The sequence below is a fragment of the Sorangium sp. So ce362 genome (assembly GCF_051519845.1).
Lineage (GTDB): Bacteria > Myxococcota_A > Polyangia > Polyangiales > Polyangiaceae > Sorangium.
In genome coordinates this window covers 7,390,422-7,405,983 of sequence record NZ_CP150332.1, presented here as the reverse complement: position 1 = coordinate 7,405,983, position 15,562 = coordinate 7,390,422, and the positions used below count along the sequence as shown (strand labels likewise).

The 15,562-nt window shown below is 70.6% G+C and carries 10 protein-coding genes; 4 read left to right on the top strand and 6 right to left on the bottom strand.

Going from position 1 to position 15,562, the window contains the following annotated elements; translation table 11 throughout:
* The first annotated feature begins 1 nt into the window (after position 1).
* A complete protein-coding gene (locus WMF17_RS28125; protein ID WP_437644171.1) occupies positions 2–1,126 on the top strand; it encodes a glycoside hydrolase family 16 protein in 1,125 nt (374 codons plus the stop codon).
* A 139-nt stretch (positions 1,127–1,265) separates the two neighbouring features.
* On the opposite strand, the gene WMF17_RS28120 is transcribed toward WMF17_RS28125, so the two are convergent.
* Both WMF17_RS28120 and WMF17_RS28115 read right to left on the bottom strand, forming a co-directional pair.
* The gene (locus WMF17_RS28120; RefSeq protein ID WP_437644170.1) at positions 1,266–1,763 is read right to left on the bottom strand and encodes a response regulator; all 498 of its coding nucleotides are present in this window, start codon (positions 1,761–1,763) and stop codon (positions 1,266–1,268) included.
* Between the two features lie 15 nt (positions 1,764–1,778).
* Positions 1,779–7,196 carry a trifunctional serine/threonine-protein kinase/ATP-binding protein/sensor histidine kinase gene (locus WMF17_RS28115; protein ID WP_437651404.1) on the bottom strand — a complete coding sequence of 1,806 codons (5,418 nt, stop codon included), beginning with the start codon at positions 7,194–7,196 and terminating at the stop codon, positions 1,779–1,781.
* 521 nt (positions 7,197–7,717) lie between these two features.
* Here WMF17_RS28115 and WMF17_RS28110 point away from each other — a divergent pair.
* Positions 7,718–9,223 carry a hypothetical protein gene (locus WMF17_RS28110; RefSeq protein ID WP_437644169.1) on the top strand — a complete coding sequence of 502 codons (1,506 nt, stop codon included), beginning with the start codon at positions 7,718–7,720 and terminating at the stop codon, positions 9,221–9,223.
* A 53-nt stretch (positions 9,224–9,276) separates the two neighbouring features.
* Here the strand turns inward: WMF17_RS28110 and WMF17_RS28105 are convergent, their stop codons facing one another.
* On the bottom strand, positions 9,277–9,732 hold the full coding sequence (locus WMF17_RS28105; protein ID WP_437644168.1) for a DoxX family protein: 456 nt from the start codon (positions 9,730–9,732) through the stop codon (positions 9,277–9,279).
* A 208-nt stretch (positions 9,733–9,940) separates the two neighbouring features.
* Between WMF17_RS28105 and WMF17_RS28100 the strand changes: the two genes are divergently transcribed.
* Entirely contained in the window at positions 9,941–10,876 is a 936-nt protein-coding gene (locus WMF17_RS28100; protein ID WP_437644167.1) for a LysR family transcriptional regulator, read from the top strand.
* Positions 10,877–11,160: 284 nt separating this feature from the next.
* The gene (locus WMF17_RS28095) at positions 11,161–12,168 is read left to right on the top strand and encodes a hypothetical protein (RefSeq protein WP_437644166.1); all 1,008 of its coding nucleotides are present in this window, start codon (positions 11,161–11,163) and stop codon (positions 12,166–12,168) included.
* Between the two features lie 30 nt (positions 12,169–12,198).
* On the opposite strand, the gene WMF17_RS28090 is transcribed toward WMF17_RS28095, so the two are convergent.
* The 3 genes from WMF17_RS28090 to glgC form a co-directional block, all read right to left on the bottom strand.
* Positions 12,199–12,573, bottom strand: a complete 375-nt coding sequence (locus tag WMF17_RS28090) for a DUF4406 domain-containing protein (protein WP_437644165.1) — start codon at positions 12,571–12,573, stop codon at positions 12,199–12,201.
* Between the two features lie 34 nt (positions 12,574–12,607).
* Positions 12,608–13,642: an aspartate-semialdehyde dehydrogenase gene (locus WMF17_RS28085; RefSeq protein WP_437596237.1), complete on the bottom strand. Its 1,035-nt coding sequence runs from the start codon at positions 13,640–13,642 to the stop codon at positions 12,608–12,610.
* A gap of 322 nt (positions 13,643–13,964) precedes the next feature.
* Complete coding sequence (glgC, locus tag WMF17_RS28080) at positions 13,965–15,227, bottom strand: glucose-1-phosphate adenylyltransferase (protein WP_437644164.1); 1,263 nt, start codon at positions 15,225–15,227, stop codon at positions 13,965–13,967.
* Positions 15,228–15,562: the final 335 nt, after the last annotated feature.

Sequence of the window (15,562 nt, the reverse complement as noted above, 5' to 3'; positions counted from 1 at the left end):
GGTGCTGTTGGCTTGCACGAGCGACACCGGCGTCGGTGGCGGGGGCAGCGGCGGTGACGGGGGTAGCGGCGGCAGCGGCGGCAGCGGCGGAGATGGCGGCAACGGCGGCGACGCAGGCGGCAGCGGCGGAGACGGCGGCGCAGGCGGCAGCGGCGGCGCAGGCGGCAGCGGCGGAGACGGCGGCGCAGGCGGCAGCGGCGCAGGCGGCAGCGGCGGAGACGGCGGCGCAGGCGGCAGCGGCGGAGACGGCGGCGCAGGCGGCAGCGGCGGAGACGGCAGCGGCGGAGATGGCGGCAGCGGCGGCGGCGGCGTCACGGTGTCGGCCGCGTTCTTCGACGACTTCACGTACACCGGCAACGCCGATCGCAATCTCACGAGCCGGTGGTGGGTGCGGACGACCGACGGAGCGCCCGGGGTCGCCGGCGCGCAATGGCCGGCGTCCAATGTGTCGTTCATCGACGATCCCGATCTCGCCTCGAACAGGCTGCTGCGGCTCAAGGCGACAACGAGCGGATCCGGCGCGAGCACCTCGCACGCGGAGCTCCAGTCCAACGACGACAAGTTCCGCCTCGGGACTTACTCCGCCAGGGTGAAATTCAGCAACACTCCCCTGACCGGGACCCGGCACCTCGGCGACAAGCTGGTCGAGACGTTCTTCACGATCAGCCCGTGGATCAACGACCCCGAGACCGATCCCAACTATTCGGAGCAGGATTTCGAGTACATGCCCAACGGCGGGTGGGGACAGGGCAACACGAGCACGTTGTGGCTCACCTCGTGGGAGACGGCCTCGCTGGAGAGCACGCAATCGAACCACGTAGCGGGGGACCAGTCGGGCTGGAAGAGGCTCCTCATCCAGATCGCCGAGTCAGGCATCCAGTACTACATCGAAGGCACGCTGCTTTTCACGCACGACGCCGCCTACGTCCCCGAAACGAACCAGCACCTCGACTTCAATCTATGGTTTGACGAGCTCGCTGCCGGAGAGTCCGGCCCGCGGACGTACGCCGAGGACGTCGACTGGGTTTATTTCGCGAAAGACATCCTCCTGTCGCAGGCCGAGGTGGACGCGCAGGTGGCCGGCTTCCGGGCGTCCTCGATCGCCCGCGAGGACACCCTGCCCTGATCCCTCCTCCCCCAAGGAGGAATTTGCGGTGGCGAACCGTGGCGATCCGTCGGAACACCCGGGATGCTGGGGGCCGTCACGACGGATCGCAGCCCCTCGCGATGCCTGCCATCCCGCGGCCGCGCGCCGGACGCGCCGGTCAGTGGTCGTCCGGGGGCATGAGCCCGCGCACGAGCTTCTGCGCGCTCGCCATGGTCGAGACAACGCTGTGGTGCTGCACGGCCTTCTCCACCGCCGCCTTGAGCCCCGACACGTCGCCGTTCTTGTCGAAATAGCCGAACGCCTTGTGGGTCGAGAGCAGGTCTTGCTTCTCCAGGATGTCCTGGAACGCGGTGTAGAAGATGATAGGCACCTTCGGGTACAGCGCCCTGATCTTCAGGTACGCAGTGAGCCCATCGATCCCCGGCATGCGGATGTCCAGGATGACCAGGCTGGTCATCTCCGTCACGGCGGCGATGCCCTCCTGAGCGCTCGCGTACAGGCGCACGTCGTAGTCGTGCCGCAGCGTGAACGCGAGCGCGGACCGCATCCGCGGGTCGTCGTCGATCACGACCACGATCGGCCGCTCCCGCTGGGGCGCCTCCGGCGCCTCGTCCGAGGTCCCGCGAAAGCGCCTGGTAAATTTCGCCGATGTCATCTTGGCGCCCCCTTTTCAGTTCCCGGCGAGGTTGAGCTCGATACGGCTGGCGCTGGCGCCGGCCGGCTGCGACTGTCCACGGGGCACCGCGCGCGGGAGCCGGACGACGAACGTCGTGCCGCGCTCCGCGTCGCTGTCGACGTCGATCGTCCCGCCGTACATCGCCACGGTGCGAGAGACGAAGCTGAGCCCCAGGCCCACGCCGGTCGTCGGCTTCGTCGAGAAGAACGGCTGGAAGATCTTCGACAGGTTGTCGGCGGAGATCCCGTCCGCGTTGTCGCTGACGGTGAGGACCTGGAACTCCCCCTCATCGACCGTCTCGATCCGCACCCGCCGGCCGCGGCCGTCGTCGACAAGGAGCAGCGCGTCGCGCGCGTTCAGGACGATGTTGTTCACGATGGAGTCGAAGTGCGACTCGTACCCGAGGACCGCCGAGCCGCCGCGGATGTCGAGCTCGACCGACACGCTCTGACGCGCGAACTCGTCGCGGTGCCGCGCCGCGACCGACTCGACGATGCGGCGGAGGCTCACGACCTCGTTGCCGACGAGCGCGACGCCGAGCTTCGAGTACTCCAGGATGCTGTTCGTGACGCTCAGCGCGCGCGCCGTGCAGTCGCCCACCATGCAGAGCACGCTGTCCAGCGTCTCCTCGGCCTCCTCGATGTCGCCCAGCCGGGCGAGGACCGGCTTGAGCTTGCCCTCGGGGATGTCGTCCTTGAGCAGGTCGAAGAGCTCACCGAGCCGGGCCGCGTTCTTCGCGCACAGCGTCTGGCCGCCCTGGGTCACCGACCCGAGCACCATCGCGGCCCCCGAGAGGGCGTTGCGCATCTCGTGCGCGAAGCCCCCCGCCATCTGGTTCTCGACCGCCTCGCGCTCCAGCCGGACGATCGTCGCGTGGGCCTCCTCGAGCTCCGCCGTGCGCTCGCGGACCTTCTGCTCCACGCCGGTGTAGAGCTTCGCGTTCTCGATGGATATCGCCATCTGCGAGGACAGCATCGTGAGGAGCTCCAGCCGATCCTGGGTGAACGTGCCGGTCGCGGTGTTGTTCTCGAGGTAGATGGCCCCGTAAAGGCCGCTGTGGTGGATGAGGGGCGCGCACAGCACCGACCTGGGGCGGCGCAGCGCGACGTAGTCGTCGCGCTGGAATTGCCTGTCTGTCGAGGCGTCGGCGAGGACGACGCTCTCGCCCGTCCGCGCGACGTACTGCACGATCCCGGCCGAGACGAGCGGGCGATCGCGCGCCGCGGCCTGGTCGAGGAGCAGCCCCGGGAAGCGCGCGTCGTCGCGGCCGTCGGTCCAGTCGACCTCGGCCTCGACCCGCAATCCGTCGCTGTCGTGGAGCACGAGGCAGCCGCGCTGGGCGCCGGCGTTCTCCATGGCGACCGACATGAGCTTGACGAGGAGCCGGTCGAGCACGATCTCCCCGGAGATCGCCTGCGCGGCCTTCAGCACCGTCCGCAGGTCGAGGCGGGACGCGCCGAGCGAGGTCGTCGTGACGAACGTCCGCGAGGGCGCGACCCCCGGTGATCGCTGCGAGACCGCCTCGCGCGGGGCGAGCTCTGGATACCGCTCCGCCAGGTCCTGCGCCTTGCGGACGGCGCCCCAGAGGTTGTAATTGTAGCTCGCGTCCGCGAGGTACACGCGCGCGAGCTTCTCCTTGCCCTGCGCGAGCCAGAACCGGCCCGCCAGCTCGCAGGCCACCGCGGCCTCGTTCACGTAGTCGTGCTCCGACGCCGACGCGATGGCGCGATCGTACAGGTCCAGGGCCTCCGCCACGCGGCCGTCGAGCCGCGCGAGCTCGGCCTCGACGAGCAGGTGCCGGTGCAGGAAGTTCTCGGCGCACGTCTCGGACAGCGACCTGAGCTTCGCCTGGTTCTCCGACACCTTGGCGCGATAGCGCTTCTTGTCTTCGGGCGAGGCCGCCGGGTAGAGCGCCGTCATGGCGAGGGAGTAATAGAAGGTGTGCAGCGGCGTGAACACCTTGCCCGTGCTCGCGCCGAGGGTCGGCTCCGTCTCGGCAGCGTGCTTGTAAGCGAGCTCGTATTCGCCGAAGACGAAATAGAGCATGGCCTGCGCCGTATGGATGTAGTTGACCGTGTTGAAGTTCCTCGTCGCGTACAGGCCGGGGAGCGCCTGCTCGGCGTCGAAGAACTCTCCCTTGATCTTCGCCCCGAGCTCGGACCTGCCGGTGAGGTTCCGGATGACCTGCCGCCACACGCTGAGCTGGTTGATGACCTGCTCTTGCTTGAACTTGAAGACCTCCTCGATGTACCTCTCGAACATCGACTCGAGCTCGAGGAGGTTCTGCCCGGAGACGGCGCCGCAGACGAAGGCGTTGATCAGGCAGTACGCGGCGCTCTCGGCGTCGCCGTTCTCGGCGTAGCTCAGGTATCCCTCGATGAGCGGCGCCTGGCTCTCGCGCGCCGGACGGTAGAAGTGCCGCGAGAGGCCGTAATAGAAGTTGTAGACGCTCGCCTTGTAGAGCGGCTCGTCCCGGCGCCGGTGCACCTCGATCGAGAGCTCGCCGAACTGGGCTCCCGTCCTGATGTCGCCCACGCCGGCGTTGACGAGGACGCTGAACGCCGCGAGCGCATAGGACGAGAGCGGCGACTCGCCGTGCTCCATCGTCAGGTCGAGCGCGCGGCAGATGAAGAGCCCGAGCATCTCCGGCGCGGCGAAGTACGACGCGTGGATCGCGCGCCGGAGGATCACGAGCGCCGCCTGCTTCGGGGCCTCCGTCATCGGGGGGAGCTCGGCGAGGCGCCCCTGGCCGAGCGCGGCGACCTGCTTCGTCGTCTTCGTGTAGGCGTCGAGGAAGTCCTGCATGCCGGGGCTCGCGGGGAACGCCTCGCCGAGCTGCGCGAGCGCCTCCACGGCGGTGTCCACGGCCTCGCGGAACTCCGCCTGGGTGTGGTGATAGAGGATCAGGAGCTCGTAGAGCTTGCTCCTGCTCATCACGTCGCGGATCTCGCCCAGGGCCGCGTCCACGAGCTCCTTCATGGCGCGCCAGTCGGCGTTCATGCACGCGGCCTCGGCGGCGCCGAGGTGCAGCGCGCTCGTCAGCGCGTGATCGCGCTGCCAGGCGCCCGCGGGCAGCAGCGCGAGGCCCTCGGCGAAGTAGCCGCGCGCGGCGTCGAAGGCGGCGGAGAGCAGCGCGCGCCGGCCCGCGAGGAGGTTCAGCTCCGCGAGGCGCCTCCGCTCGGCGGCGTCGCTCAGGAGGTCGGCGCCGCGGTTCAGGTGGTAGACGATGTCGAAGACCTCCTCCACGGGGTCGCGCCCGCCCAGGCTCCGCAAGAGGAGCCGGCCGATGTCGGCGTGGAGGCCGCTGCGCTCGTCCTCCTCGATCATGGCGTACGCCGCCTGCTGGACGCGATCGTGGAGGAACCTGTGGTCCGGGAAGACGAGCGGCGCGCCGAGATCGTCCGGGGCCGCGGGCTCCATCGGCGACAGCGGGACGATGAGGCCCTCGTGCAGCGCGGGCAGGAGGTGCCGGTGGACCTCGCCGCGCGTCGCCTCGAGGATGACAGCGAGCCTGTCCAGATCGAAGCGGTTGCCGAGGCATGACGCCGACATGAGCGCTCGCTGCGTGTCCGCCGGGAGCCCGCGGAGCTTGCCGATCATCAGGTCGACGACGTTGTCCGTGATGTTCCTGGACTCGATGTAGGCGACGTCCCATGTCCACGCCGCGCGGCCGGCGTCGTACCGCAGGCATCCGGTCTGGTGCAGCGTGCGGAGGAACTCGTTGACGAAGAACGGGTTGCCGCCGGTCTTCCGCGCGACCAGCGCGCCGAGCGGCGTGACCGCCGCGGCCTCGGCGCGCAGCGCGTCCGCGAGCATCCGGCAGACCATCTCGGTGCCGAGCGGCCCCGGGGAGATCTCGCGCACGACGGCCCCCTCGCGTCGCAGGGCGGCGAGCGCGGCCGAGAGCGGGTGAGCGGCCCCGACCTCGTTGTCGCGGTAGGCGCCGATCACGAGCAGCCCGCGCAGCTCGGCGTCCGTCATCAGGAGCTCGATGACCCGGAGCGACGCCGCGTCGGCCCACTGCAGGTCGTCGAGGAAGACGGCCAGCGGGCGCTCGGCGTCGCAGAACACGCGGACGAAGTTCTGGAGGACGCGGACGAAGCGGTTCTGGGACTCGGCGGGCCCGAGCGCCTGGACGGGCGGCTGCTCGCCCACGATGAGCTCGATCTCCGGGATCACGTCGACGAGGACTTGCCCGTTCACCCCGAGCGCCGCCTTGATCTTCGAGCGCCACAGCGCGAACTGCGCCTCGGGCTCGGCCACGATCTGCCGCACGAGGTCGCGGAACGCGCTGGTGATCGCGGTGTACGGGGTGCTCCGCTTCAGCTGGTCGTACTTGCCGGCGACGAAGTACCCGCGCGCCCCGGTGATCGGCTTGTACAGCTCGTGCGCCAGCGCCGACTTGCCGACCCCCGAGTACCCGGCGATGAGCATCAGCTCGGTGCCGCCGCGCGCGACGCGATCGAACGCCTCGAGCAGCGCCTCTACCTCGAGCTGGCGCCCGTAGAGCTGCTGCGGGATGCGGAGGTCGCCGGAGGCGTCGGCGCGGCCCAGCGGGAACGGGGCGATCTCGCCCGCGGCGTCGAGGCGCCGCTGGCATTCCTCCAGGTCGTGGAGGAGGCCCGCCGTGCTCTGGTAACGGCCCTCGGCCGTCTTCGCCATGAGCTTTATTACAACGTCCGACAGGGCCTCCGGTACGCTCGGGCATCGCGCGCGCGGCGGGGTGGGATCGAGGGCGATATGGCAGTGCACGAGCTCCATGGCGTCCGCCGCGCCGAAGGGCGGGGCGCCCGTGAGGAGCTCGTAGAATGTGGCCCCGAGCGAGTAGAGATCGGTGCGATGGTCGAGCGCCCGGTTCATGCGGCCGGTCTGCTCGGGAGAGATGTAGGCGAGGGTCCCCTCGAACACGGTGGGGCTCTTGCTCGACAGCTCCTCCCGCGAGAGCCGCGTCGAGATGCCGAAGTCGATGATCTTGACCGTACCCGCCTCGCGGTTGAATACGATGTTGGAAGGATTGATATCCTTGTGTATAATTCCGTCCTCATGGACGTCGTGGAGGGCGCGCGTGATCCCGATCGCGAGGGGGAGGAAGTTCGCGGCGTCGAATCGGCCGTTTTGCACGTTTTGCAGGTGGTGCGCCAGCGAGTGGCCTCCGAAATCCTCGAGGACGAGGAGGAGCCCTCTCTCGTTCCGGCACAGGTCGAGCGCCCCGACGACGCCCGGCACATGCAGGTTGCGGAGCACCGCGTATTCATGCCTGTAGCGCGTGAGCTCCGTCTGGCTGGGATAGTCTGTGCGCAAGAGCTTGAGGATGACGGGGCGCTCGTCGCCGGCGCACCGGCCTCGGTAGACGAGCGAATTGCCGCTCTCGTAGATCTTGGCGACCGCTTGATAACCGGAGATCGTCAGCATCATTCCCCTTGACTGACGTGGACGTGCCCTGGCGGCACGGCGTGGCCGGCGGTGGTTGTGTCCCGGATGATACCACGAGGACACGTTGCGGCAGGACGAATCTCGCTGTGGCGGGGTGCGTGGATGTCTGTCCTTGATGCCTGTTCTGGTCCGAGGTGCTGCCGCGGTATCCAGGCAGGTGAGGTCTCTGGACAGGCCGATGGGGCGACGAGCCGCATGGAGATGAGTGCCTGCGCACCTGCGGTGACGAGTCGCAAAGGGAGGAGCACGCTGCCCGCACCTCCCGACTGTGCAGGAGAGGGGATACGACGTGGGTGGACCTGTGCGTCTGGCGCCTTTGACGGCGCCGTTCGGCGGGGAGCCGGTGGCCGCCGTCGTGTCATGGCGTTCCGGAGGAATTCACCTCGGAGTGTCTGGGCGCGACAGCGAAGGGGAGAGTCGCCGGAACATTTCTGCTCTTCGTGGAATGCTTGCGTTGCAATGCATGCGAGACGTAGCTTGGTGCCATGTCGATACGATGCATGCGAGTCGCCTGGTCGCTGATTCTCGTCGTCTTGCCCGCGGGCTGCACTGGAGAGTCGGGCTCGACGGCGAGCGGCGGCGGCGCGGGGGCGTCGAGCGCGAGCGGCGGCGGCGCGGGGGCGTCGAGCGCGAGCGGCGGCGGCGCGGGGGCGTCGAGCGCGAGCGGCGGCGGCGCGGGGGCGTCGAGCGCGAGCGGCGGCGGCGCGGGGGCGTCGAGCGCGAGCGGCGGCGGCGCGGGCGGCGATCCTGGGCCAGGCGCGTGCGGCGTCACCCAGGACCGTATCCGCATCACCGAGATCGACGTCGGAGTCCGCGTGATCAACAGCGAGGACGAGGCCGCGCTGATGCCGCTCGTCATCTCGCCGATGCCGTCCGGCGGGTCGCGCCTCGCATGGATGAGCGACGACGATCAGGTCCACGTCGTCCAGCTCGACGCAGGTGATCGGGCCGTGGGCCCCTCGCTCGGCCTGCCGGCGAACGATCTCGCCGATCTGGTCGCCGATGACGCGGGCGGCGTGCTGCTGCTCACCCGCGACGCCGAGGGCGGCGGAACGTTGAATTGCGGCGTACCGGCGAACCTGTGCGGCACGCCGCCGTCCCCTCCGGTCCCCTGCCACGACATGTACATGGTCCGCTTCGACGGCGCGCGCGAGACCTGGGCGACCAAGCTCACCAGCTCGAGCGCCGCGCTGCCGCCCTACTCGACCGGCCCCACCGGTCCCAGCGTGTTCATGATCTGGTGGTACGCCCACCACGGCCGCATCGCCTTCGACGGCGCGCGCTATGCGGCCTATTTCGGCGCCGCGATCAGCGTCTCGCAAGGGGGGTGCATCAACATCCACCAGGGCGATCGCATGAAGGTCGTCGACGCCGGCGGGGAGCTGCAGCGGGACGGCTTCGACTGGGGCTGCAGCCACAGCGGCTACGAGCGCATTATCTGGGACCCCAGCGCCGGCAAGTTCGTGACGGTGTGCAAGACCGACAACAACAATCGTATCGCGCTCGCGCCCGATTACACGACCATCGCTCCGGTCGATCTCGCCTACTCGAACCTGGGCAACCTCGTGACGGCGAAAGGCGGCGGCTACTGGCTCACGACGAGCGATATCCGCCCGGGCCAGCCGGCGGGGTCGAACGGGCTCGCGGACGTGCGGCTGCTCCACTTCACCGACGGCGCTGCGGACAAGGACATCACGATCGCCGACGACGCGGGCCTGAACCACCGCGCTCCGCACCTGGCCGCCTACGGCGGCTCGCGCCTGCTCGCGGCCTGGGAGAGCACCCCGCGCGCCGGCGATATCGCCCGCAACGACCCGGAGCGCACGCTGTACGTGCAGACGCGCGATCGTGCCACCGGGGAGGCCGAAGGCGCGCCGCTGCAGGTCGACGTGCTCGGCAATCGATACCAGGACTTCGTGGCATTCCCCGACGGAAGCGTGGCCTTCGCGGCGCCGGGCAGCACGAGCACCAGGATCCGGGTGCTGCGCATCCTGCCCTGCGGGTAACGTCACGAAGGCGCGCTGGAGACGGCGCAGGTGGACGGCGGGCGCGCCATGGCTCAGGCGGCGCTCTCGACGGGGCCGAGCTTGCCGCGCTCCACGCTGGAGCTCGCCGCGACACCAGCGTCGACGCGCGCGGCGAGCATCGGGCGGAACGCCGCGCGGTAGGCGAAGGCGAGGTAGAGCTCGAGGGCGAGGATGAGCCAGGCGGCCGGGTTGGGCGGCGTGAGGAAGGTGTGGAAAGCGACGATGTTCACGACGATGGGCGCGAGGAGCGCCAGCGCGAGCGGGACGTAGCGGTTCGAGAGCAGCAGGGCGCCCGCGACGACCTCGGTCCCCTTGATCAGCGGGAACATGTAACCGGTCGCGGCCAGCGCGGCCCCGAAGCTGGCGGCGGCCTCGGGCGCCGGGGGTTGCGGCAGGAACTGCAGGAAGCCGTTGAGCCCGAAGACGAAGAACACGAGCCCGAAAAGGGTGCGGGCAGCGGCGGGAGCGAAACGCTTGACGATGTTCATGATGAGCCTCGCTGAGGTGAGGCGGGCGCTCCGGCTCGGAGCGCCCGCTTCCTCTCTATGGGCGCGCGGCGAGCCAGGTGCTATTGTGCAACGGTTCAACTCAGCGTTGCGTTTTAGCAACCTGCCCTCGCCACCTGCCTGCCTTCGCGACCTGCGCCACCTGATCGCGCGCCCGACCGAAGCCGCCCAACCCTCGTGAGGTCCCCGCATGCCCGGCCCCCGCACGGCCGCCCGAGCGCAGTCGCCCCGATCGCCCCAGCTCGACGAGATCGCCGCGTTCGTCAAGGTGGCGGAGCTCGGCTCGTTCACGGCCGCGGCCGCGCAGCTCGGGGTCCCGAAGTCGACGGTGAGCCGCGCGGTGACGCGCCTGGAGGAGGGCCTCAAGGTGCGGCTCCTCCACCGGTCGCCGCGCGCCGTCGCGCTGACCGAGGCGGGCCGCCGCTTCTTCGGCGACGTGGCGCCCCACATCGCCGGCCTCCGCGACGCGGCCCAGGCGCTCGACGCCTACCAGGGCCAGCCGCAGGGCCTGATCCGGCTCAGCGCGCCGCCCGACGGCGGCGAGTCCTTCGTGGGCGACCTGCTTGTCGAGTTCTGCGCGCGGTATCCGCTGCTCTCCGTGGAGGTGGACCTGTCCTCGCGCCGGGTCGACCTGCTGCGCGAGGGCTTCGACGTCGCCATCCGGGCGACGCTCGATCTACCGGACTCCTCGCTTGTCGCGCGCAAGCTGCTCGACTCGCACCTGCAGCTCTTCGCCGCCCCTTCGTACCTCGGGCGCCGCGGCCTGCCCCGCGCGTTCGACGAGCTGGTCGACCACGAGCGGGTGGTGTTCGTCCCGAGCGCCCGGCGCGGCCAGTGGCCGGTCGATGACGCGAGCTCGGTGCGCGACGCGATGTCGACCGGGCGCATCGTCACCGACAACGTCCAGCTCATCCGCGCGGTGCTCCGCGCGGGGGGCGGCATCGGTCCGCTCCCGCGCGCCTTCGCCGCGGCCGACCTGGCGAGCGGGCGCCTCGTCCATGTGCTGCCCGAGTGGTCGCAGCGCGCGGGGGCCGTGTACCTCGTCTATCCGAGCGCGCGGCACGTGGCGCGGAACGTGGCCGTGTTCCGCGACTTCGTCCTGGCCTGGGTGAAGCGGCTCGCGTGACCGGGGCGCCCGCGCGCCGACGGGCGCCGAGCGCTGGCGCGGCGCTGCGATGGGGCAGGGGATCGGCGATCTCGCGCGGGCGCCGCGACGCGCGAGATCGCGCGTCGGGCACGCCGGAGATGGATAATGATGATGCCTCTGGCGGAGCGCGGGCCCATCGGCGGCAGCGGCGCATGGCCGTGTTTCGCGGCGGTCCCGGCTTGGATACGCTATCTCTCGCGCTCGCCCGCTTTGCGCGTGGATCCGGGGCCGAGCATGCTGTTCTTCGAGGCCTCGCACCCGCCATGTACCGAACCGCTGCGTCCCTCCCGCCCGAGCCGCCCCGCGAATGGCAGCTCATCGTCGAGGCCTACCTGTACGAGCACCTCTCGGTGCCCGAGGCCTGGCTCGCGCGCGCCGGGGGCACGGTTGCGCTGCTCGTCGGCGCGCGGATGCTCGCGCCCGAGCACCACGGGGAGAACCGCGCCTGGCTGTTCGGCGACCTGCGGCGGGTGGAGGGCCAGCGGCCGCCGCTCGTCGCGCCCACCTCGTTCGGCCTGGAGCGCGTGTGCGCGCCGGGCGAGGCGGAGGCCGCGCCGCGCCACGTCGCGGTCTGCCCCTGGCCCGACGCGGCGGGCATGACGCTGGCGGGCATCGCGCGCTACCTGCCGGGCGCGCGCTTCGAGATCGGCGCGGCGGCCGAGGTCGCCGCGCAGCTCGCGCGCGTGCGGCTCGCGGTGCCGCACGCCGGCTTCACGTACGCGCGCGTCGTCGTGTTCGAGAGCGGCGAGGTGCGCGTCGCGCCGCCCCTGCCCGAGACGGAGCGCTCGGCGACGCCGAGCTATACGGGGCTCGAGTACCTCGATGATCTGGGGATCGGGGCCTTCCTGATCCAGGGCCGCGAGGGCCTCGAGCCCGGCTTCGGCGTCGCGTCGGCGCTCTTCGAGCTCGTCGTGGGCTTCGGCGAGGCGGGCGCCGCGGCGAAGCGCCAGCTCCTCGACGCCGCGCTCAGGGCGCCGCGCGCGCACCCGCTGCCGTCGGACTTCGGGGTGCGGAGCCGCGAGATCGACGCGCTCGTCGCGCGGGGCACGTCGGGCGATACGCCGCTCTCCGAGCTGGCGCAGGCGCTGGCCGCGCTCAGCCAGGCGCTCGACGGCGCGACCGCGCTCGGGCGCGCCGTGCGCGCGAGCGCCGCCGCGGCCGCGCCGTCGCCGCCGCACAGGCAGACGCGGGACGGGAAGCGCGGTTACCTGCTGTTCCCCGACGTGCAGGCGCTCCCCGTCGGCGCCGGCTGGCCGGCGATGGCGCCATGAAGAGGCCGCGCCGCCGCGGGCCCCGCGCGGCTAGCCGCAGCTCGGTACTTCGTCCAGGCTGAAGAAGATCTGTTTGCCCATGGATCGGGACAGCTCGACCATCTCGTCGGCTCCCTTCGAGGCGCCGCCGATCCGCAGGCAAGCGTCGCAGCGAGCGACGAGCCGGCGGGCGACGGGGTGGAAGATCTCGTTGAAGATCTCGTCGCCGATCTCCCGCGACCCGGCGTGCTCGATGAGCGGCAGCGCGAACCACTCGCCGAGGACAGGGAGATGGCCGGCGCGAAACAGGCGAACGGCCATGTCGTTCATGGCGTGAACGTTGGCGGCGATCAGGACGGGGTCATCGTTTGTGCCGGAGCGATAGGGCCCGGCGACGAGGATCATGAGCGCCTTGGGGGTCGTCATCGTCTCGAGTCCTCCAGGGGAGATCGCGTGTCGGTCACGGGGCCTGGAGGTCCTGATCGGCGCTCTTGAACCAGCGCGTCGCGACGCGGACCGCGTTCGTGGCCGCGCCGAGCCGCAGGTTGTCCCCGACCACCGTGAGGCACACGCTCTTCCGGTCGCGGTCCCGTGCATCCGGGCGGATCCGCCCGACCAGCGCGCGGTCGCGGTCCTGCACGCAGTGGAGCGCGCTCAGGCCCTCGCCCGCGGCGCCGGCGAGGTGCTTCACATAGGGCGACTGCGCCGGATCGCTCAGGAGGCTCGCGACGCGCTCGAGGTCCACCGGGCGCTCGAACGTCACCCACGCGTTCTCGTAGTGGCCCACGGCGACGGCGACGCGGCAGCACTGCGCGGAGATGCCGAGCTCGGGCATGCCCAGGATCTTGCGGCTCTCGAAGATGAGCTTCCGCTCCTCCGAGGAGAAGCCGCTCTCGTCGGTGCCGCCGTTGTGCGGGACGGTGTTGGCGGCGTAGCCCGAGAGCTTGAACGGGAGGCCCAGCCGGTCGAGGGCCTGGTAGCCGTCGCGCGCGTCCGCGATGAACGCGTCGAGGGCGGCGATGCCGGCGCCGCTCACCGCCTGGTAGGTGCTCACCGTGACCGCGCTCAGCCCGAACTCCCGGCGCAGGGGCGAGAGCGCGAGCGTGAGCGGGATGGTCGTGCAGTTCGGATTGGCCACGAGCCGGACCGAGTCGTCGACGATGCTCGAGTTCACCCCCGCGGCGACGAGCGGCACCTTCGGGTCGGCGCGGAACGTGTTGCTCTTGTCGATCACGCGGTACCCGAGGTCGAGCAGCCGCGGCACGTACCGCTTGCTGTGCTCGTCATCCAGGGCCACGAACGCGAGGTCCCCGCGGGGCGCGTCCTGCGCCTCGAGCCGCGACGCGCTGAGCACCTCGTACGACTTGCCGTCCAGGGTGAGCTCCTGGTCGCGGCTCGCGAAGAGGGCGAGCGTTGCGCCGGGCCAGGCCCGCGCGATGAGGGTGATGGTCTCGCGACCGACGAGGCCCGTAGCGCCGAGGATGCAGATTCGCATGAAGGCGCTCTTTACCAGACCGGGGCCCAGCCGACGAGGGGCCAGTGGGCGGGCGCGGCAGGGCGCCCGCGCGGGGGCCCCACCAGCGCGCCGCCGCCCAGGCCCCCGGAGGGGCGCGCATCGCCCGGGATCGCCCGGGATCGCCCGGGATCGCCCGGGATCGACGGACGGCGAGGCGATGGCGCCCCGGACGGCGCAGAGCGCCATGCCGGGCGGCATCGTGGCGGGTTGTTACGGACGCGCGGGCGCGGCGGCGCCGACCTGCGCGGGCGAGCGCGCCGCCGGCTTCGCGGGGCGGCCTCTCAGATGACCGTGCGGCCTCTCAGATGATCGTGCCCGGGGGCACGACGGCGTTCTTCGGGACGACGACGATGCCCTCCCGGGCCGCGTAGTACTCGGTGTCGGAGTCCTCTCGATCGGGGATGTTGCGGATCACCACCCCCTCGCCGATGCGCGCGTTCTTGTCGATGATCGCGCCGTCGATCCTGCACCCCCGGCCGATGCCGATGGGCGGGAGACCCCTGCTGCTCTCGGGGCCCTGGGCCTGGAACAGGAACTCGTAGTCCGCGCCCATCATGACCGTGTTCGACATCGTGACGTGAGGCCCGATCGAGGAGAGCTGCCCCACGATCGACCGGGAGATCTTCGACTCGATGATCCGGCTCCCCTCGGCGAGGAGCACCTGGTCGAGGACCGAGCCGGCGCTGACGTGGGCCGGGGGGAAGAACTGCGGGCGGGTGTAGATCGGCCGGTGCGGATCGTAGAAGGAGAACGGAGGATTCGTGTCGGTGAGGGCGAGGCTGGCCTCGTAATAGCTCCGGATCGTGCCGATGTCCTCCCAGTACCCGTCGAACGTGTAGGTCACCATCCGGTGGCTGTCGAGCGCGCGGGGCAGGATGTGGTTGCCGAAATCGGAGGCGTTGTCGCGCTCGAGCATCTCGTAGAGCGCCTTCGCGCTGAAGATGTAGACGCCCATCGAGGCGAGCCACGGGTACTTCGGATCGGGCAACCGCCGCACGCCGTCGAGCAGCTTCATCTCCTTCGGCTTCTCGACGAACTTGATCACCCGCCCGCTGTCGTCGGTGTCCACGATGCCGAGGCGCGACACCTCGGCGGTCGGGACGGGCCGCACGGCGAGCGTGACGTCGGCCCGGGTCTCGCGGTGGTGCGCGAGGAAAGGCTCGTAGTCCATGCGGTAGAGGTGGTCGCCCGAGAGGATCATGACGTCGCGCGGGTTCGGCGACTTGACCTCGCCCAGCTGCTTGCGGACCGCGTCGGCGGTGCCCAGGTACCAGTCGCTGTGGTCCGGCGTCTGCTCGGCGGCGAGGATCTGCACCGCGCCCGCGGAGAAGACGTCGAATCGATACGTCTGCGTGATGTGGTTGTGGAGCGAGACCGAGTTGTACTGCGTGAGGATGTGAATGCGATTGAAGCCCGAGTTGAGGCAGTTGCTGATCGGGATGTCGACCAGTCGGTACTTGCCGCCGGTCGGGACGGCCGGCTTCGAGCGCAGCTTGGTGAGCGGGTAGAGGCGGCTACCGACGCCGCCGCCGAGGATCAAGACCACCACGTCGTTGTGCTTCAAGCGGACCTCCGCAGGTGAGGGGGACGGTTCGACGTCCGGAGCGATGGGCGCGACTAGACTAGCCGATCCTCGGGATCGGTCGAGCCGAATACCATGCTGCGCGACGTGGTTGCAACCCTCGCGATCTCCGGGTGATCTCAGGGCAGGTGGCGCGGCGAGCTCCGGCGCTGCCTCCGCCGCGTCAGGGCGGTGATCGGACGAGAGCGCGACAAACTGCCAAGGCGGCAAGGACGCCGAGAAAAGGAAGTCTCGGGGCCTCCTCGCGCCTTGGCGATCTCTTCCTTCATGGCGTGTCTCGCTCGGCGCGCCCGCCGCCGGGGCGTCGCGTCATTCCT